We start from the raw sequence: 23157 nt of genomic DNA, 5'->3' as shown, positions 1-23157 counted from the left end.
AGACTCTGTAAGGTCTGACAGCGCTGTCAGGGTCAAGAGGTTTTCAGGTGAAGATTGGCGAGCTCTCCCGGAGGACGCGGGTCAGCGTCCGGATGCTGCGTTACTACGAAGACCAGGGATTGCTGGCGCCGCGACGGACCGATGCCGGCTACCGCGACTATGGCCCGGCGGAAGAGGAAACCGTGCGGCGGATCAAATTGCTCGGCGCGGCCGGTATGACGCTGGAAACGATCCAGCAGTTGCTGCCATGCGTGAAGAGCGACCAGCCGGCCTTTACGCCATGCGACAATCTGCGACGCATCTTGGCCGAGCAGGTTGGCCTGATCGATCAACGGATCGAGACGCTGAGCCAGAGCCGGACAATCCTGGCCGGCTTCCTGTCGAGCGTGGACTGAGTTCTCTGTCGACGGCCGGACGGCATCGAAGCGTCATCACCAGGCCGCGGCGGTCGGCGTCCGGGAGTTGCCGCCATGGCCCGCAAGGCACCGCGGCGACGCGCTCCGCAAGCGGCGCATCGCATTGACCGCTCACCGACGCAGGGATGATCGAGCAACTCGGAAAAAAAGAAAGCAGATTGTTTCGATAAATCAAAAATTTCAGGGAGACCTGGAGGAGCTCTCGCGGTTTTGCTCAAGCTCGATCAACTCTGTCTCATCGCGCCTTGGCGCGGATCAGCAGGGTGATCCGCCGCTTCCATTCGCGGAGGTTGCAGGCGATTCCAGTTGGACCTGGAGGCGGCGCGGGCCGATGGTGCCCACGGCACCAGGCAATGTGTCCGTATCGTGCGCGTCGTGCGGCGGGCAACTTCAAGTTTTTCTGATCGCTGCGATCAGCGATTGCGATTGGCGATGCGGGACGTTGCTCTTTAGAAGGCTTCTAAATCTTTCTCAGGAGACCCGAAGATGCATCGACCGAAGCTCCGCCATGGTCTGCGGCTGATAGTGACGGCCGCTGGCCTTGCCGGGCTTGCATCGCTGATCGCGATCGCCGCGCCAAGGGCGGAGACGCCGACGCCCGCACCAGCACCGGCCTATCTGCCGACCGTCAGCGACCTGATGATCGCGACCATCCAGCCTCGCCATCTCAGGCTCTGGATCGCCGGCCATAGCGGCAATTGGGCGTTCAGCGCCTATGAGCTCGGCAATCTCAAGGGCGCGTTCAACCGTGTCAGCCGGGCGCAGCCGCTGGTTGAGGGCAATTCGTTCGCCGACATGACGACGGCCGTGACGCAGCAGCCGTTCGACGAGCTGGCGCAGGCCATCAAGCAGAAGGACATCGGCCGCTTCGAGCGCTCCTATGCCGACCTCACGGCCGCCTGCAATTCCTGCCACCAGGCGCTCAATCGCGCCGCCGTGGTCATCAAGGTGCCGCAGACCGCCGGCGTTGCCGACCAGGACTTCACGCCGGGCGCGGAGTGACGGGACGAGCCTCGGGCAAGACGATTCGGAAGCGGCGGGCGCCTTCATCGAAACGATATTGGTTGCTGAAATGCGATATTGAGGTGAAGGGGGACCCGCATGAAGCTCTATTCGTTCTGGCAGTCGCTTGCGAGCTTTCGCGTGCGCATCGCGCTCAACCTCAAGGGCATCGCCTATGAGCAGGTCGCGGTCGATGTCGACCGGCAGCAGCAGCGGGACGAGGCCTATGCCGCGCTCAATCCGCAGATGGCGCTGCCGGCGCTGGTGCTCGACGACGGCACCGTGCTGACGCAGTCGCTGGCGATCCTCGATTATCTCGACGAGGCCTGTCCGGGCGCTGCGCTGCTGCCTGGTGATGCCAAGGGGCGCGCGCGGGTGAGGGCGCTGGCGGCGATGATCGCCTGCGATGCGCATCCGCTGACGACGCCGCGGGTGCAGCGCTATCTCACCGAGGTGCTGCACGTGGACGACGCGGCACGCGCGGCCTGGCTCAGGCACTGGACGGCGGAGATGCTGGTCGCGATCGAGGCCCAGCTTGCGGGCCATGTCGCGACCGGCCGGTTCTGCCATGGCGATGCGCCGACGATGGCCGACATCTGCCTCGCCGGCCACGCCGTCTACGCGCGCAATAAAGGCCTCGACCTCGCCGCGACGCCGACGGTGCAGCGCGTCGTCGAGGCCGCGATGGCACTGCCGGCCTTCGCGTCCGCCCATCCGCTGGCGCAGCCGGACACGCCGCCGGCGCTGCGCGCCAAGCCGGCTGCGCCGTAGCCTCATCTCTTTGTTGAGCATGATCTCCGCGCAAACGCCTTCGGCGTTTGTCGCGAGGGAATACCGGTTTCCACTTTTCCGGATCATGCTCTACGCCAGAACCATCGGCGCTACCGCGCCGGCTGGCCGCCGTCGCGCTTCATCCAGTCGCGGAACTGCTCGAACAGCACCCTTGTTTCGTCCTCGCTCATTCGCCGGCCGCCGGTCGGCGCCCTTGCGCTCATCCACTCGTCGAACTGCTGCTTGATGGCGGCGCCGTCGGCCTGCGGCGCGCGCGTGCTGGCCAAAAGCTCCTCCGCGGCGCGGAAGCGGGTCCAGCCGGGCAGCGAGGAGGAGAGGCTGATCTCGTTCCATTTGGGGTGGAACGGCGGCCGCTTGAACTGGTCGAACCGCTTGAACAGATAGTCGACGAAGCGCGCGACGCGGCGGTAGCGCTCGGTCTCCGGCGGCCAGTTGTAGACCGCCAGCACCTGCGGCACGCCGATGGTCTCGACGCTCTCGCCGGGCTTGAGCAGATTGGGGTAGTCCTGCGAGGTCAGCTTGGTCGGCACGTAGTAGTCCTGCAGGCTGCGCGCGAACGGAATCGGCAGGAAGTGGAAGCCCGGCTCGGGCTTGAACTTGGCGAACAGATCGGTCGGCTTGCCGGTGACGTGGACGACGCCGGCGATCTCGCCGCTGCGCATCTTCTCCAACGCCACCGAATTGTTGATGAACACCTTCTCCGCGCCGATCTTGAGCCGGTCGAACACGATGCCGCCGGTGAGGTTGGCGGCGCTGCCCACGGTGTTGAAGGAGACCTTCTTGCCGGCGAGATCCTCGAGCGTCCTGATCTCCGGGCGGACGTAGACATGCATCTCGTTGATGTAGAACGAGCAGATGTAGCGGATCCGGTTCTTGATGTTGGCGAGCGTGCCGTTGCGGACGAACTCATCGAGCACGTCGGCCGAAGTGATGGTGACGTCGACGCCGCGCAGATAGAGCAGGTCCTCGATGTTCCCGAGTGCGCCGTAGGTCACCATCGGCAGCACGCGCAGGTTCGGGCGGTCGTCGAGCACCTTGGCCATCTCGGCCGCAAAACGGATGTTGGTGCCTTCGAGCAGGCCGCCGGCGACGCCGACCGTCCATTCGTTGGACTCCTGCAGCTTGCCGCCTTCGCCGGCCGCGGCGGCCGTTGCCGCCGCCGGCCTTCCGGTCCGCGCCGTCTGTGCCATGGCCGGCAGCAACGGTGCCACCAGACTCAATCCCGCCGCAACGACGCAACTCAACAACGCGACCCGCATGCCCCAAATTCCTCCGTTGCCGGCCACACGGCGATCGTGAGGCGCGGCCGATTTTCGCGCATTATCTCCTTGGTTGAGGAATGAGGTCTACTACTCGCCGGTTGGGCGCAGCCGGGGCTGCTGCGAAGCGCATCCTCGCCACCAAAAAGCCATAGGCTTGATTGCGCCTCGGTCTGGACGGAGAAACGCCGCGATATCAGTCCGAGAGTCGTCGCCTCATCGCACGCGGCCACAATGGCTCGCTGGAAGCCGGTGCAGCTTGCGGTTGCAGGGAGCGGTCGAAGCCGGACCGTCGTGAGCGCGGCTCGTGCGCGCGCGGGACGTTCTTGCGGTCGGGCCTCTAGGCCTGCTGCGAGATGCTGACCTCGGCGATGCCGGCGCGATCAGGCGCCGGCCTTGCTTGCCTTGGCGCAATGGTCGCGCCAGAACTGCCGATAGCCGGCCTCGACGCAGCGCGTGTAGTTGGCGACGTCGCCGGCCGGCGAGCGTGCGACCATGCCGGGCAGCCCGGGCCGCAGCTTCGCCAGCAGCTCGGGCTGCGCGGCAAAGTTCTTGGCGATCCGGATATAGCCGTCATCATCGCCGGCGACCCAGTCGGCGAGGCCGGCCGCGGTCAGGATGCCGCCGGCGGCGCGCGAGGCCGCGCCGGCGCCGAGCTTGGCGACGACCGGCACGCCCATGTAGAGCGATTCGAACGTCGAGATGCCGCCGTTCTGCGGGAATGGATCGAGCGAGATGTCGATGCGCTCGTAGGACTTGAGATGCTCGACGCGCTCGCTGGCGCCGAGGCAGAGGATGCGCGCCTCGGGCACGCCCTGCGCAACGAAGCGGGCGAGCAGCCCGTCGCGCACCGCGGGATCGTTGAGCGCGAGATGCTTGACGACGAGCTTCGCGTCGGGGATCTCGGCGAGCAGCCGCGCCCACAGCGCGATCGCCGCGTCGGAGATCTTGTCGATGCGGTTGTAGACGCCGAAGGTGACGTGGCCGTTGGTGAGCATCGGCAGCGGTGCCGGCGGAACGTCGAGCACCGGATCGATCGTGATCACCGACGGCAGGTCGTGGACGTGCTCGGCGAACAGCGGCCGGACGCTCTCGGGCACCGTGACCGGATCGGCGAAGAAGTAGTCCATGGTGGCAAGGCCCGTGCCGGTGCCGCTGCCCCAGGCCGTGACCTGGATCGGCGCCGGCTTGCGCGCGAATACCGGCATGCGCGTGCCCGTGGTGTAGCCGGAGAGATCGACCAGGATGTCGACGCCGTCGGCATGGATGCGGTCGGCGAGCTCGTCGTCGGAAAGGCTCGAGGCCTCGACCCAGAGGTCGGCAATCGACTGGAACGTCGCGGTGTAGGAATCGTGCCGCGGCGAGGTCGAGTAGCAGTTGACCTGGACCTGCGTCTTGTCGTGGCCGCGCAGCACGGGCAGGAAGGCGAAGGCCGCAGAATGCATGCGGAAGTCGGCCGAGACGTAGCCGACGACGATGCGCCGGTCGGGATCGAGCGAACGCGGCGCAATCTTGCGGCGCGGGAATCTCGAGCCGACCGCCATCCACCAATATTGCCGCGCCGCCTGCTGGACCGCGAAGTCGGCGCCGGGCAGGAAGTCGAGATAGAATATCTTCTTGGTGATCGCCTCGTCATAGTCCGGCTGCACCGCGAGCGCCTGGTCGAACTGGGCGATGGCGCCTGCGACGTCGCCGAGCCGGCCGCGGCAGGCGCCGAGCAAGGTGAGCGCGACCTGCGCCTTCGGATTGGTGTCGAGCACGCGCTTGCAGGCGGCCATCGCCTGAGCGACGTTGCCGTTGAGGATGCAGATCTGCGCCTTGCCCTGCCATCCCAATTGCAGATGGGGATCGAGCGTCACGGCGGCGTCGAAATCGGCTTCGGCGTCCGCCGTGCGTCCGGAGATCATGTAGAGCCGGCCGCGATGCGCCCGCAGCTCGGCATGGGACGGGCGTGCGGCCAGCGCCGCATTGAAGGTCGCTTCCGCCAGCTCGAAATGGTGCAGCTCGAGATGCGCGAGACCCTTGTTGACCGTGGCCTCGAAATGGTTCGGGTTGAACGCCAGCGCGCGCTCGGCGCTGGCGGCAGCGGCGTCCCAGCGCCGCAGCATCAGCTCGGCGACGCTGCGATTGCACCAGGCATCGACGTCGTCCGGCTTGAGCTCGAGGGCCCGCGTCGCGGCCGCGAGCGAGGCCTCGCCCTGTCCGAGCCGCAGCAGCGCGATCGCGAGGTTGCGCAAGGTGATCGGCGCATTCGGGCGCAGCGCCAGCGATCGCTCCAGCGCGGCGCGCGCCTCCTCGTAGCGCTCGCAATTGACCAGCGCCCAGCCGAGATTGGACTGCGCGTCGGCGGAATTCGGCTCCATCGCCACGGCCTGCGCCAGGAAGGCGGTGGCCTCGGCGAAGCGTGCCGACGACACCAGGGACACGCCGAGCAGATGCATGGCATCGAAGCAGCCGGGGACCTCCTGCAGCAGCTTCGCACACAGCGCCTGCGTCTCCGCCTGGCGTCCGGCCTGGAAGGCCTTGAACGCCACCGCCAACTGCCCCTCGACGAGCTTCTTCTGTTTCTTTTCCTGTCGTGCCTTCTGGAAGGCGCGCGAACCGACGGTGCTCAAGGACTTGGGTCTCCGGACAGACAGGACGGCATGGCGTCGGACGCCGCAGCGATGCGCTGCGACCGGCAACCGGGGCGCCGCCATGCCCGGCGGCAGCAAAGCCCAGGATGTCCTGTGGTCGTCCGGTCGCCGGCCACGCGCAGCGCGACGCGGCAAAGCTTGCCCGCGCCATGGTTAGTAAATGGTTAACGGGATGACGGAAGGAGCTTGTCGCGCCCGCGAATGCCCAGGGACGCGATGGAAATGGTCGACAGGCACCAGCAGCTCAGCGGCTGCCCAACGAGCCTGGGGCTGGACTCGCTCGGGGCGGTGAAGCCTGTGGCGCCGGCACCGAGCCCATGCTGATCTCGCCATTGGGGCGTTTGAGCTGCCAGCCCAGCGCCGTGCGCGTCAGATCGGTCGATGCCTCCTTGCGGGCATCGTCTGATGCCTGCAGGCGCGCGCGATTGTCGCCGATCCACGTGTCGATCTCGTATTGCTCGAGGCCCTCCGGCTTGTAGCTCCACTCCAGTTTGGGGCTGTCGCCGTATGAAAACATGCCGATGCGATAGTCTATGCCGCAATTGCCGTCGTCGCGCGGATCGATGGTGATGAAGCGCTGGCCGTTTGGCGACAGGAAGGGGCCGCTGCCGATGTTGAGTTCGGCCCCGGTGCGCCGGTTGACCAGCATGACGTAGGAGCACTCGTAGGGCATGACCAGCACGATGTAGTGCCGGCCGCCGACGTGGCCGACAAGCCGGTAGCTGATGCAGGCGGCTTCAGGCCCCTCGGGCTCGCACTCCTTGGCGTCGGTGATGACCTTGGTCTTGCCGTTGGTGAGCGCCAGCGTCAGCTTGCGGCCGTCACGCCGGGCGATGGCCGGCTGCTCCTTCAGACAGGCGCTCTCCTCCGGCGCTCCGTTTCGGATCTCGAGCGGCTGGCACAGCGTGCGCACGTCGAAGAAGCCAGCGCCCGCGATCGCGGCACGGGGCATGAACGTAGGCAGTGCGGCGGTTACGCCGAGCCCCAGCACAGCGAGCGTCCGAAAAGAAGCAAGTTGCATCTGAGATATTTGGTGCACGCGGTGGCTGGTCTCGCCCTGCGACGGAGGAGCCATCCGTTGCACGCGCTCTCATATGGATCAAGTGCGAGGGGCAGGCGCGCAATGCGCGTTCACTCCGCGCACCCGTCGACCAGCACCAGCCGACTCGTCGTGGTGCGGTGCCGGATGGCGAACAGGTGCTGGATCTCGGGATCGACGAGAAAGTCGGTGGCGGTCTGGCGCGACGGGAATTCCAGGATCACCATCCGCTCGGGCGTCCAGCTGCCTTCGACCGGCGTGGGCACCGCGCCTTGGACGATGTAGCGGCCGCCATGCCTCGCGATGAAGGCGGGGATCGCATCGATATAGGCCTTGAACGAGGCGTGGTCGTGAATGGCGAGATCGAGGACGAGATAGGCCTTCATGGCGGGCTCCGCGCGACGCGGTGGATCATACGATCGGAACATCGGCGCAGCCATAAGCGGCCGATAGATCGGTGCGCGTTCCGTCGACGTGCGCTTCCGATGCATTCGCGGGGGAGGGCGGATGATACTGCTGCTCATCAGCCCATGCCTGCCCGTTCGGCGACCGTTGCGCGAGCGGCCGCGGCCCGCGGCTCACGTCGTCGCGCGATAGGCTTGCGGGATCACGAACACCTCATCGGCGCGGCCGTAGCCGCCGTCGGGCACCTCTTCGATCAGCACCATCGTGTGCGGTCGCGCGGCCTCGCTGAAATAGTCGACGAACATCGCGGTCACGCGATGCACGATCTCCTCCTTCTGCGCCTTGGTCAGCGCGGCCTGCGGCACCTTGATGTTGGCGAACGGCATGGGAACTCCTTTGGTGTTGGGCCGGCATCGGCCGGCGGGTGACAGCAGCGCGGCGTCAGATCACGCCGCCATTGACGCGCACAACCTGGCCGTTGACCCAGCCGGCCTCCGGGCTCGTCAGGAAGGCCACGACATCGGCAATCTCGCGCGGCTGTCCGAACCGGCCGAACGGGTTCGCTGCGGCCATCGCGCGCAGCTGCTCGTCGGTCTTGCCGTTGAGGAACATCTCGGTCTCAGTGGGGCCGGGCGCCACCGCGTTGACCGTGATGCTCCGCCGCGCCAGCTCCTTGGCGAGCACATGCGTCATGGCTTCCACCGCGGCCTTGGTGGCGGCGTAGGCGCCGTAGCGCGGCTGATACAGCCCGACCACGCTGGACGAGAAATTGACGATGCGGCCGCCGTCGCGGAGCCGCCGCGCCGCCTCGCGCAGGGTTCGGAACACGCCCGCGACATTCACCTCGAATTGGCGCGCGACATCTGCGTCGCTCAGCTCCGCGAAGGCGCCGAGCGCCATCGTGCCGGCATTATTGACCAGGATGTCGACGCCGCCGAAGGCCTGCTCGGCGGCATCAAACAGCGCCGCCGCGCTGGCGGGATCGGCAACGTCGGCCTGCACGGCGCGCGCGCGGCCGCCGGTCGCCTCGATCTGTTGCACCATGTGCGCCGCGGCCTGCTCGGCCCGGGCATAGTTGATGACGACCGCGACGCCATCAGCGGCGAGGCGTTCGGCGATGGCCGCGCCGATCCCGCGCGAGCCGCCGGTGATGATCGCGACCTGGGATGAAGAATTGGGCATGGTCAGTCTCCCTCTTTTCAATGCGAGCGGACATAGCTGATCGCCTCGTCCGTATAATCGGCCTTGGCTTGACATCAGATGTCGGCCTGGGCGAACAATCGCTATGGATCGCCTGGATGCCATGCGTCTGTTCATTCGCGTCGTCGAGCGCCGCAGCTTCACCGCCGCTGCCGCCGATCTCGGCCTGCCGCGCTCGACGGCGAGCGAGGTGCTGAAGGAGCTCGAGGCGCGGCTCGGCATCCGGCTGATCGAGCGCACCACGCGCCACGTCACCCCGACATTGGATGGCGAGGAGTACTACCGGCGCTGCGTCGGCATCCTCGCCGACATCGAGGAGGCCGAGACTGCACTGCGCGATTCGCGCCCGCGTGGCCTGCTGCGCATCGACGCGCACCCGCTGCTGACGCGGACGTTCGTGCTGCCGCATCTGCCCGCGTTTCTCGCCGCGCATCCGCAGCTCGATCTGCGCATCGGCCAGGGCGACCGCCTGGTCGATCTCGTGCGTGAGGGTGTCGATTGCGTGATCCGCTCCGGCGAGCCGGAGGCGAGCGGCATGATCCAGAGCCGACTCGGCACGATCGAGGAGATCACCGTCGCCAGCCCGGCCTATCTGCGCGAGCACGGAACGCCGGCTGGACCTGATGATCTCGACGGCCACCGCATGGTCGGCTTCATCTCGTCGCGTACCGGCGAGGTGCTGCCGCTCGAATTCACCTGCGGCGGCGCGCTGCGCCATCTGGTTCTGCCGAGCCGGGTCACGGTCAACAATTCCGACACGATGGTGGACCTCGCCCGGCTCGGCCTCGGCCTGGTGCAGGCGCCGCGCTATCGCTTCGCGCCGGATCTGGCGGATGGCAGCCTGGTCGAGATCCTCGCCGACACGCCGCCATCACCGACGCCGCTGCACGCGCTGTATCCGCAGAACCGGCAGATGACGCTGCGGCTGCGCGTGTTCCTCGACTGGATCACGGGGATATTCGCCCGGGCGAGGCTGTAGCGGTTGGGCAAAGCAGCCGGATGCCCGTTGCTACTTGCCCTTCTCGATCTTCGTCACCGTGTAGCCGGAGGCGTCCTCGACCGCCTCGAACTTCACCTTGTCGCCGGCCTTGAGGCCTTTCAGCAGCGCGGCGTCCTTGACACGGTAGACCATGGTCATGGCCTCGTCCATGCCAAGACTCTTGGCCGGGCCGTGGTGGAGCGTGATCTTGGCGTTGGCCTCATCGACCTTCTTGACGTCGCCGCTGATCGCCTCGGCGGCGAGGGCAGGGGTCGCGAGAGCGAGAACCAACGCGGCGGCGGTCGTGAGCTGAGAGAACGTCTTCATGATGTGTTTCCTTCTACTGGTGAACTCATAGCGAGGCGTAGGGCGGATGACGCGGCGATGATCCGCCCTACGCGTTGTCAAGACGGCTTCATCCGTCACTTCACGGCGACGTGGCCGGTCATGCCGAACTCGCGATGATCTGGGATCAGGCAGGAATATTCGAACGTGCCGGGCTTGGTGAACCGCCACAGCAGCTCGGCGGTCTTGTTCGGCGCGAGCCGGGCGCCGTTCGGCTCGTCGTGCTCCATATGCGGGTGCTTCTTCATGACCGCGGCGTGCTTCAGGTTCTCGGCCTTGGTGGCGAGCAGGAACTCGTGATCCTCCTTGCCGGCGTTGCGCAGCACGAAGCGGATCTGCTCGCCGCGCTTGACCTCGATGCGCGCCGGCGTGAACTCCATCTCGCTCAGGAGCACCTCGATGGTGCGTGACGGCTGTTTGGGATCGCCCGGCTCGCCGGCGGAATAGCCGCGCGATCCGTGCTGCTCATGGCCACGGGCCGGTGCGACGATCAGAGCGGCCGCCGCCACTGCGCTGATCGCGAATGCAGTCTTCATGGAGATCTCCTGATGGTGGTCGTCGGTTGATGCGGTGCTTGGTGAATTCAGCGCTGGGTGCGGACCTGCGTCGGTGGGCCGTCGCTTCGCCGCACCGGCTCCGGTGCGCTTGCGACCTCATAGGCCACGCTGCCCTGCGGGAACTGATAAGGGCCGGGATCGCGGTAGTCGTCGCGGGCGAGGCCCTCGCGTACCTTCACGGTCGTGAACATGCCGCCCATCTCGATCGGCCCGAACTGACCGCTGCCGGTCATCATCGGCAGGGTGTTGTCGGGCGCCGGCATCTCCATGCTGCCCATCGCCATGCCGGTGTTGCCCATCACCATGCCGTCGGGCGCGAGCTTGCCGACGGCGGCGGCCAGCTCCTTGCGCGGCACGCCGACCAAGTTGCGCATGTCGTGGCCCATCGCATTCATCGTGTGATGCGACTTGTGGCAATGGAACGCCCAGTCGCCGGGATTGTCGGCGGTGAAGTCGAGCACGCGCACCGCGCCAACCGGCACGTCGGTCGTGGTCTCCGGGAATTGCGCCGTTTCGGGAAGCCAGCCGCCATCAGTGCCGATCACCTTGAACTTGTGGCCGTGGAGGTGGATCGGATGGTTGGTCATGGTGAGATTGCCGATGCGGATGCGGACGCGATCGCCGAGCCGCACCGGCAGGGGATCGATGCCGGGAAACACCCGCGCGTTCCAGGTCCACATGTTGAAGTCGGTCATCTCGGTGACCTTCGGCAGGTAGCTGCCGGGCTCGATGCGATAGGTCGACATCACGAACACGAAGTCGCGGTCGACCGGCGGCGGCTGCGGCCCGCGCGGATGCACGACGATCATGCCCATCATGCCCATCGCCATCTGCACCATCTCGTCGGCGTGCGGGTGATACATGAAGGTGCCGGCATGCCTCATCTCGAACTCGTAGACGAAGGTCTTGCCCGGCTTGATGTGCGGCTGCGTCAGGCCGCCGACGCCGTCCATGCCGCAGGGCAGGATGACGCCGTGCCAGTGCACGGTGGTGTATTCCGGCAGCCTGTTGGTGACGAAGATCCTGACCTTGTCGCCCTCGACCGCCTCGATGGTCGGGCCCGGCGACTGACCGTTATAGCCCCACAGATGCGTGGTCATGCCGGGCGCGAACTCGCGGGTGACCGGCTCGGCGACGAGATGGAATTCCTTCCAGTCGCCGTTCATGCGGAACGGCAGCGACCAGCCGTTGAGCGTGACCACGGGCTGATAGTCCGGGCCGGCGCTGGGATGCAGCGGGGGCTGCATCACCGCCTTGTCCATCACAGGCGCTTCGGGAATGGCGGCGGCCTGGACCCGGCCGGAGACGGCGGAGGCGCCGGCCAGCGCCGCGGAGCCGAGCAGTGTGCGGCGTGAAAACATGCGTGCTCTCCTGTCAGTCGTTGCCGGGCGCGACTGCGCTCGCGGTCTGCTGTGCGCTGTCCTCGCTGCTCGCGACTCCGCCATTGACCGCAGCCGACAGCTCGGCCTCGGCGAGGAAGAAGTCTCTGACGGCGTCGATCGCGGCGCGGCGTGACGCCAGGCGCTGCCGCGCCTCGAGCAGCAGCGCGAAGATGTCCACCTGCATGCTGGAATAGCGCAGCTGCATCTCCTCGCTGATGATCCGGCGCAGCGGCAGCACCTCGCGGGCGTAGTGGCCGGCGATGTCGAAGGCCGCGCGGTAGCTGCGATAGGCGTCGCGCGCCTCGGAGCGGACGGTGACGGCGCGCTCGGTGAGGCGGTTGAAGGCGATGTTGTAGGTCTCGGCGGCCTGCCGCACGCGGACCTCGCCGCCGTCGAAGATCGGGATCTGGAACTGCACGTCGTAACCGCGTTCGCGGATGACGCGGCCGTCGGGCTCGACGGTCTTGCGATCGAGGCCGGCGAGATCGAGCAGGGTGACGAAGCGCGTCGCCTCGCTGAGCTGCAGCGATGTGGCGAGCGCCGTGAGCTCGAGGCGGGCGATCTGCAGATCGATGCGATGGCCGACGGCATCGGCCTCGACGAAGGGCTGGCTCAGCGGGCGGCGCGGCAGTGCCGGCAGCCGGTCGGGCAGGCGGAAATTCAGATCGTCGCCCCACAGGCCCATCAGCCGGATCAGCCGCTCGCGGGCGCTTCCTGCGGCACGGCGGGCGGTGGCGAGCTCGGCCGTGGTCTCGGCATAGAACACCTGCTCGCGGGCCTGGTCGAGCCGGTTGAGCGCGCCGGTCTCGCCGAGCTTCGAGGCGAGCTTCGCGGTCGCCTCCGCGGCCGATTGCGCCTCGACCAGCAGGGCCACCAGCTCGGTGGCGGCGACGACGCGCACATGCGCGCGGCGCACCTCCGCGGCGAGCCGCAGCGTCGCCAGCGCGGCCTTCAACTGGGCTTGGCGAAACCGCTCGCGCGCGATCTCCGAGCGCAGCGGCAAGGTGGCGAGCGCCAGGATGTCGCCGGCGACCTGGCGCTCGGCCTCCAGCGCGCCGTCGCCGCTGATGCGCATCAGGGAGAAGGTCGGGTTCGGCGGCAGGCTGGCCTCGACCATGTCCGCCTCGCTGAGCGCGAGCGCGTTGTAGGCCGCCTGCAGGCCCTTGTTGTTGAACAGCGCGACCTGCACGGCGGCATCGGCCGACAAGGGCCGGGCGAGCAGGTGGCGCGTTGCAGCGCGGACGCGTTCGGCGTCGTCATTGCCTCTCACGGAGGCGACCTCCTTGCCGGTGGTGTGGCCGGTGATGTCCGCGACGGCGCTCATGCCGCCGTCCGGCGAGAACGAGGCACAGCCTGCGAGCGCAAGTGCTGCGGCGAGCGCCGCGAGCCTGATGATCCCCTGCATGTGGCGCTCCTTAGCGGCTCGGCTCAGGGCGCGGTGCGCCGGGGTCGGTGCGCTGGCCCCAGGCGGCCGGCGCGGCCGGGCGCAGCGGCGTGTAGGGCCCGACGACCCCCGACATGCGCACGGGCGCAACGTTCGCCGCCGGATCGGCCGGATCAGCCCCGGCCAATGCGATCGTGCGCGGCTGGCAGGCGCCGAGGCTCGCCGCGGCAAGCAGCGTCAATGCGCAAGCGGCAACGGAGAATGGCAGGCTGCGCCGCGCCGGAGATGCGGCAGCGGGCGTCGCCATGTATTGCGACAACATGAGGTATCCTTGGTCTGTCGATGAATCGCGAGCAGCCGCGCGCGACACGCGCACGAAGCCGGCGTCGTTCGCTCAGACCAGGACGATGGGGGGGCGATACAGGCGCGGCGGCGTGCGACCGGGCAGGCCTTCGTCGCGCGGGGTCACGCTGGTGGCGGCGAACGAAGCGGGAAGGGTGACCGCCGGCAGCGCGGCAGCGAGGCCCACCGCACACATCATGGCGCAACAGGGGCCCGGCATCTTGCTGTGATCGTGGTGCGACGGCGCGGGAGCCGGCGCCTGCATCCCAGCGTCTGCAACAGGGTGATCATGATGATGGGCGTGCGCGGTCTCTACCTGCGGCATCGCCGCCAAGATCATCTCGTGATGAGCCGCGTCATGATGAGTAGCCGCAACGGCAACGACGGTCTCGTCGAAGCAGGGCGCCGCCCCATCGCCCAGCGCGAGCGCCACGCCCGGGCTGAGCACGCAGACGAGGTAAGCGAGGACGAGCAGCCGTCCCGCCACCATCAGCATCTTCCGTGTCAGTCCCAACGACATGCGCGCCCAAATCACTCCGATCCGCCGCGCAACCTAATGATAAAGCGCGGCGCCGCCAAGAGGGCCGGACCGTGATCGTGCAGATCCCTCCTGTTGCGCTGCTTCTGCATGCCCAATGCCGCAGCAATGTGGCTTGACCTGATGCGGTGCGGCAACGAGGTTGCGCATATCGTGCACGCACCGAAGCCAAGATTCGAGGAAGCGCCTCACTTCATTCCGGACTCGCGCCAGGCCTGGGCGCGGCTGGCGCTTGCGCTCGTCATCGGTTCCATCGGCGGCGCCGGGATGTGGACCGTCGTCGTCGTTCTGCCGGTCGTGCAGGCCGAGTTCGCCGCCAGCCGCGGCGCGGTGTCGCTGGCCTATACGCTGACGATGTTCGGCTTCGGCCTCGGCGGCGTCATCGTCGGCCGCATCACCGACCGCTTCGGCATCGTCACCGCGATGGCCCTCAGCATCACCTGCACCGCGGCCGCCTATCTGCTCGCCGGCGCGTCGGTGACGCTGTGGCAGTTTCAGGCGGTGTATTTCCTGATCGGGATCGGTTCGTCCGTCACCTTCGCGCCGCTGATGGCCGAGGCATCGCACTGGTTCGTGCGCTATCGCGGCCTCGCCGTCACCATCGTCGCCTCGGGCAACTACGTCGCCGGCACGGTGTGGCCGCCGCTGGTGAACTGGGGCGTGCAGCAGATCGGCTGGCGCGCCAGCCATGTCGCGCTCGGTGTCTTCTGCGCGGTGACGATGAGCGCGCTGCTCCTGGTGCTGCGCGCGCGCATGGACGGTGCCGGCGCGCAGGACCATGCCGGCGCGGCGCCGCCGCAACTGGAGCTGCCGATCTCCACCAACGCGCTGACCGTGCTGCTCAGCATCGCCGCGATCGCCTGCTGCGTGGCGATGGCGATGCCGCAGGTGCACATCGTCGCCTATTGCGGCGACCTCGGCTATGGCGTCGCTGTCGGCGCGCAGATGCTGTCCTTGATGATGGCGCTCGGCATCGTCAGCCGGATCGGCTCCGGCTTTCTCGCCGACCGTGTCGGCGGCATGCGGACGTTGCTGATCGGCTCGCTGGCGCAGGGTTTTGCGCTTCTGTTCTATCTGTTCTTCGATGGCCTGACGTCGCTCTATTTGATCTCGGGCATGTTCGGCCTGTTCCAGGGCGGCATCGTGCCGAGCTATGCGATCATCGTGCGTGAGGCGATGCCGGCACGCGAGGCCGCCACCCGGGTCGGCATCATCATCTTCGCCTCGGTGTTCGGCATGTCGTTCGGCGGCTGGGTCTCGGGCGTCATCTTCGACGCCACGGGGTCCTATTCGGCGGCCTTCGCCAACGGCATCGCGTGGAATGGCCTGAACCTGGCCATCGTCGTAACGCTGCTGATCCTGGCACGACGGCAACACCGGCTGGCGGCCTGAAACAAGAGGCGTTGCATCGGAGCCACAGCCGGAGTCCAATATCCGGTTTATATGCACGTCGTCATACAAAATCCCGGCGCCCGCCGCAAATTCATCGAATCACCTCACCCAACTGTGGAACTCGATCGGAGCCGATCGTGGCCATTTGGCCTCGTGCGTGCTCCGCATCGCGAGGTTGGTTGTCGCGAGGTCTCAGCCGAGGCCGCGGTCGCCCGTCGCATGCCTGACGCAGGCAGGCCTCGAGGTGAATGCTCCGGACCGGTCGAGAACGCTGCGGCGGCATCGCGATGGTGCAGGAGGCCGTTGCGCTATGTCCATCGTCACGAAGGCAGCTTCGCAAGTCGCGCTTGCCGCGCTCGCAGCCGGACTCATGCTGAGTCAGGTGTCTGCGCAGGCGTGGCCGCAGTTGCAACAATCGCCGCAACCTTCACAGCCGCCGCGCCCCGCGGCGACCCGCTCGGTGATCGTGCCGGTGGCGCCGGCTCCGTCCAAGCCCAACGCCGCCATTGCTCCGGCGCCGCCACGTCCCGCCGGCCTGCCGGCGTCGCTGTCGCCCGCGCCCGGCAGCGGGCCGGACGTATGGCGGCTGCCCAACCCGACCGACGTCAACGACGGCACCGTCACCATCATCACCGCGCCGGCCGGCGGCGCCACCTCCGTGTTCGGCTCGGACATGGCGCGCGTGCTCGATGATCAGACCAACGTCCGCGTGCTGCCGGTGCTCGGCAAGGGACCGGTGCGCAACGTCTCCGACATTCTGTTTCTGAAGAGCATCGACATGGGCGCGGTCGCAGCCGACGTGCCCGAATTCTACCGCCTGCAATATGGCATCCCCGACATCACCTCGCAGCTCCGCTACATCGCGCGGCTCTATCACAACGAGATCCATGTCATCGCGCGCTCCTCGATCCGCTCGATCTTCGACCTCAACGGCAAGCGCATCATCGCGCCGACCGATGTCGGCTTCTATTCCGCGCGCGTGATCTTCAACCGGCTCGGCCTGACGGCGTCGTTCGACTACGCGACCGATGATGCCAAATCGATCCAGAAGCTGATCGATGGCGACGCCGACGCCTACATCGTCTCCACCGGCAAGGTGTTCCAGCTCGCCCGCAACATCAGGAACGACAACCGCGCGCTGCACCTGGTGACGATCCCCTACGACCGCCGGCTGCAGGACCTCTATCTGCCGACGACATTGTCCTCGGAGGAATATCCGAACCTGCTCAACCCCGGCGAGACGATCGAGACGGTGGCGATCGGCATGCTGCTCGTCAGCTACAATTGGCCGGAGAATACCGAGCGCTATCGCAAGGTGGCGCGCTTCGTCGAGGCGTTCTTCGCCAACTACGACGAGTTCATGAAGCCGCCCCGGCATCCGAAATGGCGGGAGTCGAGCATCGTCGCCGCCATCCCGAACTGGAAGCGCTTCAAGGCGGCGGACGAGTGGCTGCTGGCGCGCAACATGGTGCCGCGGCCGCAGGTTGCCGACGTGCGCCAGACCCAATTCGAGAGCTTCGTGCGCCAGAGCGGGGGACAGCTGTCCAACGATCCGGCTGAGCGCAGCTCCCTGTTCCGCCAGTTCCTGCAATGGCGCCAGCAGCATGGCGGGCCGCCGACGCCGTCGCGCTGAGCTGCCAGCTCGCGGTTGTCTACTTCGCGAGCTCTTTCGAGCGCGCCGTGGCCGCGGCGACCGCCCTGGTCAGCAGCGGCTGGAAGCCGTCGGCTCCCATCAGCACCGACAGCGCGGCGGCGGTGGTGCCGCCCGGCGAGGTGACGTTCTGGCGCAGCGTGGCGGACGGCAGGTCCGATTGGCGCAGCAATTCGCCGGCGCCCGACACGGTGTGGCGCGCGAGCTTTGTCGCCAGGGACTCGGGCAGGCCGGCGGCGACGCCGGCGCGGGCGAGCTCCTCGGCGAGCAGGAACACATAGGCGGGACCCGAGCCGGACACCGCGGTCACCGCGTCCATCAGCGCCTCGTCGTCGACCCATTCCACCGCGCCGGTGGCGCGCAGCAGCGCGTCCGTCAGCAGCCGCTGCGCGGCGCTGACATTGCCGGCCGGCACGGCCACGGTGATGCCGCGGCCGATCGCGGCGGGCGTGTTCGGCATCGCGCGCACGATCGCGCCGCCGATCGTTTGCTGCAGGCCGGCGATCGTCGTCCCCGCCATGATCGACAGCACCAGCGTCGCGTCGCCGACCCACGGCTTCAAGGCGGGGCCGGCGTCCGGGAACATCTGCGGCTTGACGGCGACGATGACGACCTCGGCCGGCGCAGCCGCCGTCGGATTGAGGCGGACGCCCCTGGCCACCAGCGCCGTGATCTCCGCCGATGGCATCGGCTCGATCACCACCAGGCGCGCAGGATCGAGCCCGCCGGCCAGCCACCCGGTCAGCATCGCGCCGCCCATCTTGCCGGCGCCGGCCAGCACGATGGTGCCGGTGAGCTGATGAAGCAGGTTGTTGTCCGCTGATGTCACGACGCACTCCGCTGTCGTCCCTGCGAAAGCAGGGACCCATAACCACCGGCGGTTCTAGTGGAGCAGGGGCAGAGCGACAAGCGTCGCGCGCCAGACGGACATCACGCGGTATGGGTCCCTGCGTGCGCAGGGACGACACCGCGTGTGAGGAAGCGGCGCCGGCCTACGCCTCGCCTTCCGTATCGAACAGCGCGGCCGCCATGGCCTCCTGGGTCGACTTGCCGGCCCAGACCACGAACTGGAAGGCCGGGAAATAGCGCTCGCAGGCGTGGATGGCGCCGGCCAGCATGCTCTCGCATTGCAGTCCCGACGCGGTGATCCCGCCGGGCAGCACCAGGGCCTGGCGGTGCATCACCATGCCGGTGTGGGTCCAGATGTCGAAATGGCCGAGCCAGAGCTGCTCGTTGATCGCGGCGATCAGCCGCTGCACCTCGGCGCGGCGCGCCTCGGGGATCTTCATGTCGAAGGCGCAGGCCAGATGCAGCGCCTCGATCTCCGCCATCCAGGTGAAAGAGAGCTGATAGTCGGTCCACTGCCCCTTGGAGGCAATCGTGATCTCGTCCTCGCCGGAGCGCTCGAACATCCAATTGTTGTCGGCCGCAATGGTCTCGACCACGCTCAGCGGGTGGTCGGTGGAATCGATAGTGCTTTCGAGCAGGGACATGCCGTCTCGACCTCGTCTTCTTGATCTCGTTGGTACATACGCGGCGACCCGGCCCACGCCCTCTCGGCGCTTCGAGACCCGGCTTGCAGTCCCGGAGGTACCCCGGGCGTGCGAGGACAAACTGATGTGATTTGCGGAATCTGCGCAACGGGGGGGCGAGTCCGTCCACAGCCAAACACCGCTTCGTCCACAACTCCTGTCCGGCCTGTGGAATCATGGCGGAATGAGAACAAAACGGAATCGGATTCGCCGCAACCGCCCCGTCCGAGCCGATTTGGCCGCGGGAACGGCCGCGAGCGGTTGCATGGCCGCCCGTCGTGGACCGCGGGCGTGAGGCCTTGCCGCAGCCGCCGACCGCCTGCATAGTTCGTTCAGGCCGTCCATCCGGGCGGCCGATGTTCTCAGGGCGGGGCGAAATTCCCCACCGGCGGTAAGCGTTTCTCGGTCGAGCGCGCGAGCCCGCGAGCGCCTTCTCGGCAAGGCGCGGTCTGGAGAATTCCGTTCTCCGGAACGCGTCGCGCAGAGAAGGGTCAGCAGATTCGGTGCGACTCCGAAGCCGACGGTCACAGTCCGGATGAAAGAGAACGGGTCCCGGCACCCCGCGCAATCCAGCGTGGGGGCGTCGTTGTTCCGTGTGCCCTGATTCTGGTCTCTGACGAGGACAACCATGAATCAGATGTTGCAAGACGCGCCTACTGATACGCCCACCGACACCATCACCGCAGGAACGTCGCCGCCGGCGGATACGCCGGTCGCGTCACCGCCCGACGAGTCGCCACCGGCGCCGTCGCATCCGCGCTTTAGCAAGCCGCAGCGCGTCGCCTTCGTGCAATCGGCCTGGCATCGCGACGTCGTCGCCGAATGCCGTCTGGCCTTCCTCGACGAGATCGAGGCGCGCCACATCCCGCGCGATCGTGTCGACATCTTCGAGGTGCCAGGCTCGTTCGAGATTCCGCTGCATGCGCAGCTCCTGGCCAAGACGCGGCGCTACACCGCCATCGTCGCGGCCGGCCTCGTTGTCGACGGCGGCATCTACCGCCACGAATTCGTCGCCGACACCGTCATCAAGGCGCTGATGGACGTGCAATTGCGCACCGAGGTGCCGATGTTCTCCGCGGTGCTGACGCCGCAGCAATTCCACGAGACGCAGGCGCATTTCGAGTTCTTCCGCAAGCATTTTGCGACCAAGGGCATCGAGGTGGCGACCGCCTGCGCCGAGACGCTGCTGAGCCTGGAGCGGCTGCGGGGGCAGGTGGCCGCGGGGATCATCTGAGGCGGTGATGTCGTGTGGCTGGCTTCAGGCTAGCCACACACCCGCTATCGAAACGCCGGGATCGAGATCTCACGGCAACGGCAGTGAACTCCCCTCCCCCTTGCGGGGAGGGGTTGGGGGTGGGGGTCTCCGGGCGCCGAACTTCGTCATGTGCATCTTCGGTTTTGCCGAACAAGACGAATGCGATGGCGTGTGTCATCGCCGTCATCCTCTCGAATACGAGTGATCATCATCGAGAGCACGACTCGTGGACCCCCCACCCCCGACCCCTCCCCGCGAGGGGGAGGGGGGCTTACCGTCTCGCGGCTCGAGCTCGAATTCAGCCTCTTGCTCCGCGCCGATCAGTCATCGTGTCGTCCGCCCCACCCTCAGCGACACCACGCCCCCTCACGCTCCCCGCCTTGTGTTGTCATTCTCCTCGCGCCCCCTGTAAAATCATCCCCGGGAGGAGGCTTGCCCGTGGCGACGGGCGGCCGACAAGGATGATCGAAGGATACGATCCTTATCTCGTCGCGCTCTCGGTCGTGATCGCGAGCCTAGGTGGCTATACCGGTTTCAGTCTCACCGCGCGCATCCGCAGCGGTCCGGGAGAGAATGCGCGCGTGCTGCTGTCCGGCGCCGCCGGCATTCTGGCCGTGGGCATCTGGACCATGCACTTCGTGGGCATGATGGCGGCGCCACTGCCGGCCGATGCCGTCTATCTGGTGCTGCCGACCATCATCTCGTTCCTGATCTGCGCGCTCGTGATCGGCATCTCGCTGTTCTTCGTCAGCATCGGCGATCCCTCCCCCCGGCGCGTCGTCCCTTCCGCACTGCTGCTCGGCGCCGGCATCGCCAGCATGCATTATGTCGGCATGCACGGCCTGTCCGGCTCGTTCGGGCTGACGCATGATCCGGCGCTGGTGGCGCTGTCGGTGGCGATTGCAGTCGTCGCCGCCTATGGCGGCCTGCGCATCTTCCTGGCGCGGCAGGACGGGCTACGGCTCGCCATCAGCGCGGTTGCGTTCGGCATCGCCGTGTCCGGCATGCATTACACGGCGATGCTGGGAATGCATGTCGTGCCGATCGGCGAGGGACACCATCACGCCGCACCGGGACTTGCTGCGTCGCCGCAAGCGCTCGCGATCGTCGTCGCCGTGCTGTGCTTCGTCATCGTCGCCGGATTTTTGCTGTCGCTGGTGCCGGACCCGCGCCGTCAATCGCAGCCGATGCCGGCCGTTGCCGAGGCTGCGCCGCAATTGGCCCCGGAGCCGGCCGCGACGGCGGCCGAGCCGGTTGTCGAGGTCGCCGCTCCGAGCCGGGCGACGGCGGCGCCGTTGGGGGGCATCGGCCAGCCGCCGCGCGCGACCGCGGCGCGGCTGCCGCTGGAGGGCGCCAACGGCACCCATTTCATCGATGCCGGGGACGTGCGCAGCGTGCGCGCCGATGCGCACTACACGCGGATCCACGACGGCACCCGCGAGCGGATGTGCCCATGGTCGATCTCCGAGGCTGAGGCGCAGCTCGATCCCGGCCGCTTCATCCGCGTGCACCGCAGCCACATCGTGGCGATCGAGCATGTGATCTACGTCGGTCGCGAAGGCGAGGGCGCGATCATCGAGCTCGATGGCCCCTCGAAGCCGCGCGTGCCGGTGAGCCGCGCCAAGGTCGCCGAGGTCAAGGCGCGGCTCGGGCTGCGGCGGCCGGCCTGAGTTCAGCGTTCGTTTCGCTGTTGCAACAGAGCGCCGCCATTCTCCCCAACGCATGCAGCACCGCTCGCGCGTCTTGCCCGGCCGCTCACGCCGTCACTCGCGCGATTGGGTCGCCCTCGCTGACGCAATTCGTGCGCGACCAGCCGCATTTCGTGTGATTTCGCCGCTCTCCGTGCCGGCTTCGTTGCGCGGCCAGCGATCCCGATCGACGCTCCGCGCCAATCCGCGATGCGTCCGCGTTCGTACTTCGCTCTCGCAGCACGAACGCCCGCCGCAACAACGCGACGGCCTTGCCGATAAGGCAGGCCAGCACAGGAGAGGAAACGTCATGATTCCTGGCCCGTTCGACTATCACCGGCCGGCGAGCGTCAGCGATGCGATCAAGCTGCTCGCCGACCTCGGCGATGACGCGCGACCGCTCGCCGGCGGCCACAGCCTGCTGCCGATGATGAAGCTGCGGCTGGCGACCCCGGCGCATCTGATCGATCTGCACGGCATCGCCGGGCTCAAGGGCATCTGCCGCGATGGCGACCGCATCGTCATCGGCGCGATGACCACGCAGGCCGAGCTGCTGGCGTCTGCCGACATCGGTGAGGCGCTGCCGATCCTGCACGAGACCGCGCTCTTGATCGCCGATCCGCAGGTGCGCTACCGCGGCACGCTCGGCGGCAATGTCGCCAATGGCGACCCCGGCAACGACATGCCGGCCTTGATGCTGGCGCTGGACGCGTCCTATCGGCTCGAAGGGCCGAACGGCGTTCGCGAGATCGCGGCGCGCGAGTTCTACCAGGGCGCTTATTTCACCGCGCTCGAGCCCGGCGAGATCCTGACTGGCATCAGCATCCCGCTTCCGGCTGCGGGGCACGGCTACGCCTACGAGAAGCTGAAGCGCAAGGTCGGCGACTATGCGACGGCCGCAGCCGCCGTGGTGCTGACGATGGCTGGCGGCAAGGTGGCGACGTGCGTGATCGCACTGACCAATCTGCACGAGACGCCGTTGCTGGCGACCGACGCGGCGACTGCAGTGATCGGTACTACGCTCGATGATGCCGCGCTGAAGGCGGCGGCGAGCGCCGCGCGCGCGATCATGCAGCCGGCCTCCGACGCGCGGGGACCTGCCGAGTACCGCACGCATGTCGGCGGCATCATGGTGATGCGCGCGCTGCAGCGCGCTGCGAGGCGGGCGAAGTAACAGAGTTGGTCGACGCTATTGCCACGCAGGCGGTCATCGCCTCGCGGCACGATCTATCTTCTCCCTCCCCTCTTGTGGGGGAGGGGCGGGGAGGGGGGTAGCCCCAAGCGACACTGCCGATGTGGACCCCCACCCCCGACCCCTCCCCGCAAGGGGGAGGGGAGCGCACCCACAACGCGGCCCGAATCG

General features: G+C 67.6%; 23 protein-coding genes and 1 riboswitch. Of the genes, 9 read left to right on the top strand and 14 right to left on the bottom strand.

Translation table 11 applies throughout. The features are described from left to right. The first annotated feature begins 47 nt into the window (after nt 1-47). From QX070_RS01165 to maiA, 3 genes are all read left to right on the top strand, one after another. Nucleotides 48-395 carry a MerR family transcriptional regulator gene (locus QX070_RS01165; protein WP_315734054.1) on the top strand — a complete coding sequence of 116 codons (348 nt, stop codon included), beginning with the start codon at nt 48-50 and terminating at the stop codon, nt 393-395. A 507-nt stretch (nt 396-902) separates the two neighbouring features. Then, entirely contained in the window at nt 903-1418 is a 516-nt protein-coding gene (locus QX070_RS01160) for a cytochrome family protein (RefSeq protein WP_315734052.1), read from the top strand. Between the two features lie 99 nt (nt 1419-1517). Next, nucleotides 1518-2189: a maleylacetoacetate isomerase gene (maiA, locus tag QX070_RS01155; RefSeq protein ID WP_315734050.1), complete on the top strand. Its 672-nt coding sequence runs from the start codon at nt 1518-1520 to the stop codon at nt 2187-2189. A gap of 110 nt (nt 2190-2299) precedes the next feature. Here maiA and QX070_RS01150 read toward each other — a convergent pair whose 3' ends face one another. The 6 genes from QX070_RS01150 to QX070_RS01125 all read right to left on the bottom strand — a co-directional run bounded on the left by QX070_RS01150 (nt 2300) and on the right by QX070_RS01125 (nt 8731). Continuing rightward, nucleotides 2300-3469, bottom strand: a complete 1170-nt coding sequence (locus tag QX070_RS01150; RefSeq protein WP_315734048.1) for a TAXI family TRAP transporter solute-binding subunit — start codon at nt 3467-3469, stop codon at nt 2300-2302. 383 nt (nt 3470-3852) lie between these two features. Further along, nucleotides 3853-6084 (bottom strand): tetratricopeptide repeat protein, encoded by a 2232-nt coding sequence (locus QX070_RS01145; RefSeq protein WP_315734046.1) that lies wholly within the window; start codon nt 6082-6084, stop codon nt 3853-3855. A 265-nt stretch (nt 6085-6349) separates the two neighbouring features. Continuing rightward, nucleotides 6350-7126, bottom strand: coding sequence for a hypothetical protein (locus tag QX070_RS01140; protein WP_315734044.1), 777 nt, complete (start codon nt 7124-7126; stop codon nt 6350-6352). A gap of 110 nt (nt 7127-7236) precedes the next feature. Further along, on the bottom strand, nt 7237-7530 hold the full coding sequence (locus QX070_RS01135) for a DUF1330 domain-containing protein (protein ID WP_315734042.1): 294 nt from the start codon (nt 7528-7530) through the stop codon (nt 7237-7239). 192 nt (nt 7531-7722) lie between these two features. Beyond that, nucleotides 7723-7935: a 4-oxalocrotonate tautomerase family protein gene (locus QX070_RS01130; protein WP_315734040.1), complete on the bottom strand. Its 213-nt coding sequence runs from the start codon at nt 7933-7935 to the stop codon at nt 7723-7725. Between the two features lie 55 nt (nt 7936-7990). Beyond that, entirely contained in the window at nt 7991-8731 is a 741-nt protein-coding gene (locus tag QX070_RS01125; RefSeq protein WP_315734038.1) for an SDR family oxidoreductase, read from the bottom strand. Nucleotides 8732-8834: 103 nt separating this feature from the next. Here QX070_RS01125 and QX070_RS01120 point away from each other — a divergent pair, with 103 nt between their 5' ends. Next, nucleotides 8835-9728, top strand: a complete 894-nt coding sequence (locus tag QX070_RS01120) for a LysR family transcriptional regulator (protein ID WP_315734036.1) — start codon at nt 8835-8837, stop codon at nt 9726-9728. 30 nt (nt 9729-9758) lie between these two features. On the opposite strand, the gene QX070_RS01115 is transcribed toward QX070_RS01120, so the two are convergent. The 6 genes from QX070_RS01115 to QX070_RS01090 all read right to left on the bottom strand — a co-directional run bounded on the left by QX070_RS01115 (nt 9759) and on the right by QX070_RS01090 (nt 14234). Further along, nucleotides 9759-10055: a copper-binding protein gene (locus tag QX070_RS01115; protein WP_315734032.1), complete on the bottom strand. Its 297-nt coding sequence runs from the start codon at nt 10053-10055 to the stop codon at nt 9759-9761. A gap of 95 nt (nt 10056-10150) precedes the next feature. Continuing rightward, nucleotides 10151-10609: a cupredoxin family protein gene (locus tag QX070_RS01110; protein WP_315734030.1), complete on the bottom strand. Its 459-nt coding sequence runs from the start codon at nt 10607-10609 to the stop codon at nt 10151-10153. A gap of 47 nt (nt 10610-10656) precedes the next feature. Beyond that, nucleotides 10657-11991, bottom strand: a complete 1335-nt coding sequence (locus tag QX070_RS01105) for a copper oxidase (protein ID WP_315734028.1) — start codon at nt 11989-11991, stop codon at nt 10657-10659. A 13-nt stretch (nt 11992-12004) separates the two neighbouring features. Further along, nucleotides 12005-13417 (bottom strand): TolC family protein, encoded by a 1413-nt coding sequence (locus QX070_RS01100; RefSeq protein WP_315734025.1) that lies wholly within the window; start codon nt 13415-13417, stop codon nt 12005-12007. A gap of 10 nt (nt 13418-13427) precedes the next feature. Further along, nucleotides 13428-13718, bottom strand: coding sequence for a hypothetical protein (locus tag QX070_RS01095; protein ID WP_315734023.1), 291 nt, complete (start codon nt 13716-13718; stop codon nt 13428-13430). 72 nt (nt 13719-13790) lie between these two features. After that, entirely contained in the window at nt 13791-14234 is a 444-nt protein-coding gene (locus tag QX070_RS01090) for a hypothetical protein (protein ID WP_315734021.1), read from the bottom strand. Between the two features lie 195 nt (nt 14235-14429). Here QX070_RS01090 and QX070_RS01085 point away from each other — a divergent pair, with 195 nt between their 5' ends. Then, nucleotides 14430-15668 carry an MFS transporter gene (locus tag QX070_RS01085; protein WP_315734018.1) on the top strand — a complete coding sequence of 413 codons (1239 nt, stop codon included), beginning with the start codon at nt 14430-14432 and terminating at the stop codon, nt 15666-15668. A gap of 310 nt (nt 15669-15978) precedes the next feature. Beyond that, on the top strand, nt 15979-17301 hold the full coding sequence (locus QX070_RS01080) for a TAXI family TRAP transporter solute-binding subunit (protein WP_315734016.1): 1323 nt from the start codon (nt 15979-15981) through the stop codon (nt 17299-17301). A gap of 19 nt (nt 17302-17320) precedes the next feature. Here the strand turns inward: QX070_RS01080 and proC are convergent, their stop codons facing one another. Together proC and QX070_RS01070 are read right to left on the bottom strand one after the other, a co-directional pair. Beyond that, the gene (gene proC / locus QX070_RS01075; protein ID WP_315734014.1) at nt 17321-18148 is read right to left on the bottom strand and encodes a pyrroline-5-carboxylate reductase; all 828 of its coding nucleotides are present in this window, start codon (nt 18146-18148) and stop codon (nt 17321-17323) included. 163 nt (nt 18149-18311) lie between these two features. Further along, nucleotides 18312-18812 carry a YbjN domain-containing protein gene (locus tag QX070_RS01070; RefSeq protein ID WP_315734012.1) on the bottom strand — a complete coding sequence of 167 codons (501 nt, stop codon included), beginning with the start codon at nt 18810-18812 and terminating at the stop codon, nt 18312-18314. 393 nt (nt 18813-19205) lie between these two features. Beyond that, a riboswitch (FMN riboswitch) is annotated at nt 19206-19402 on the top strand. 77 nt (nt 19403-19479) lie between these two features. On the opposite strand from QX070_RS01070, the gene QX070_RS01065 reads away from it, so the two are divergent. The 3 genes from QX070_RS01065 to QX070_RS01055 all read left to right on the top strand — a co-directional run bounded on the left by QX070_RS01065 (nt 19480) and on the right by QX070_RS01055 (nt 22968). Further along, the gene (locus QX070_RS01065; RefSeq protein WP_315734010.1) at nt 19480-20085 is read left to right on the top strand and encodes a 6,7-dimethyl-8-ribityllumazine synthase; all 606 of its coding nucleotides are present in this window, start codon (nt 19480-19482) and stop codon (nt 20083-20085) included. 482 nt (nt 20086-20567) lie between these two features. Further along, nucleotides 20568-21776 (top strand): MHYT domain-containing protein, encoded by a 1209-nt coding sequence (locus tag QX070_RS01060; protein WP_315734008.1) that lies wholly within the window; start codon nt 20568-20570, stop codon nt 21774-21776. Between the two features lie 328 nt (nt 21777-22104). Then, the gene (locus tag QX070_RS01055) at nt 22105-22968 is read left to right on the top strand and encodes a xanthine dehydrogenase family protein subunit M (RefSeq protein WP_315734006.1); all 864 of its coding nucleotides are present in this window, start codon (nt 22105-22107) and stop codon (nt 22966-22968) included. Nucleotides 22969-23157 lie beyond the last annotated feature (189 nt).

This window comes from Bradyrhizobium sp. SZCCHNR1093 (assembly GCF_032381175.1).
In the GTDB taxonomy this organism is placed as follows: domain Bacteria; phylum Pseudomonadota; class Alphaproteobacteria; order Rhizobiales; family Xanthobacteraceae; genus Bradyrhizobium.
This window is presented reverse-complemented; position numbering and strand designations above follow the sequence as displayed.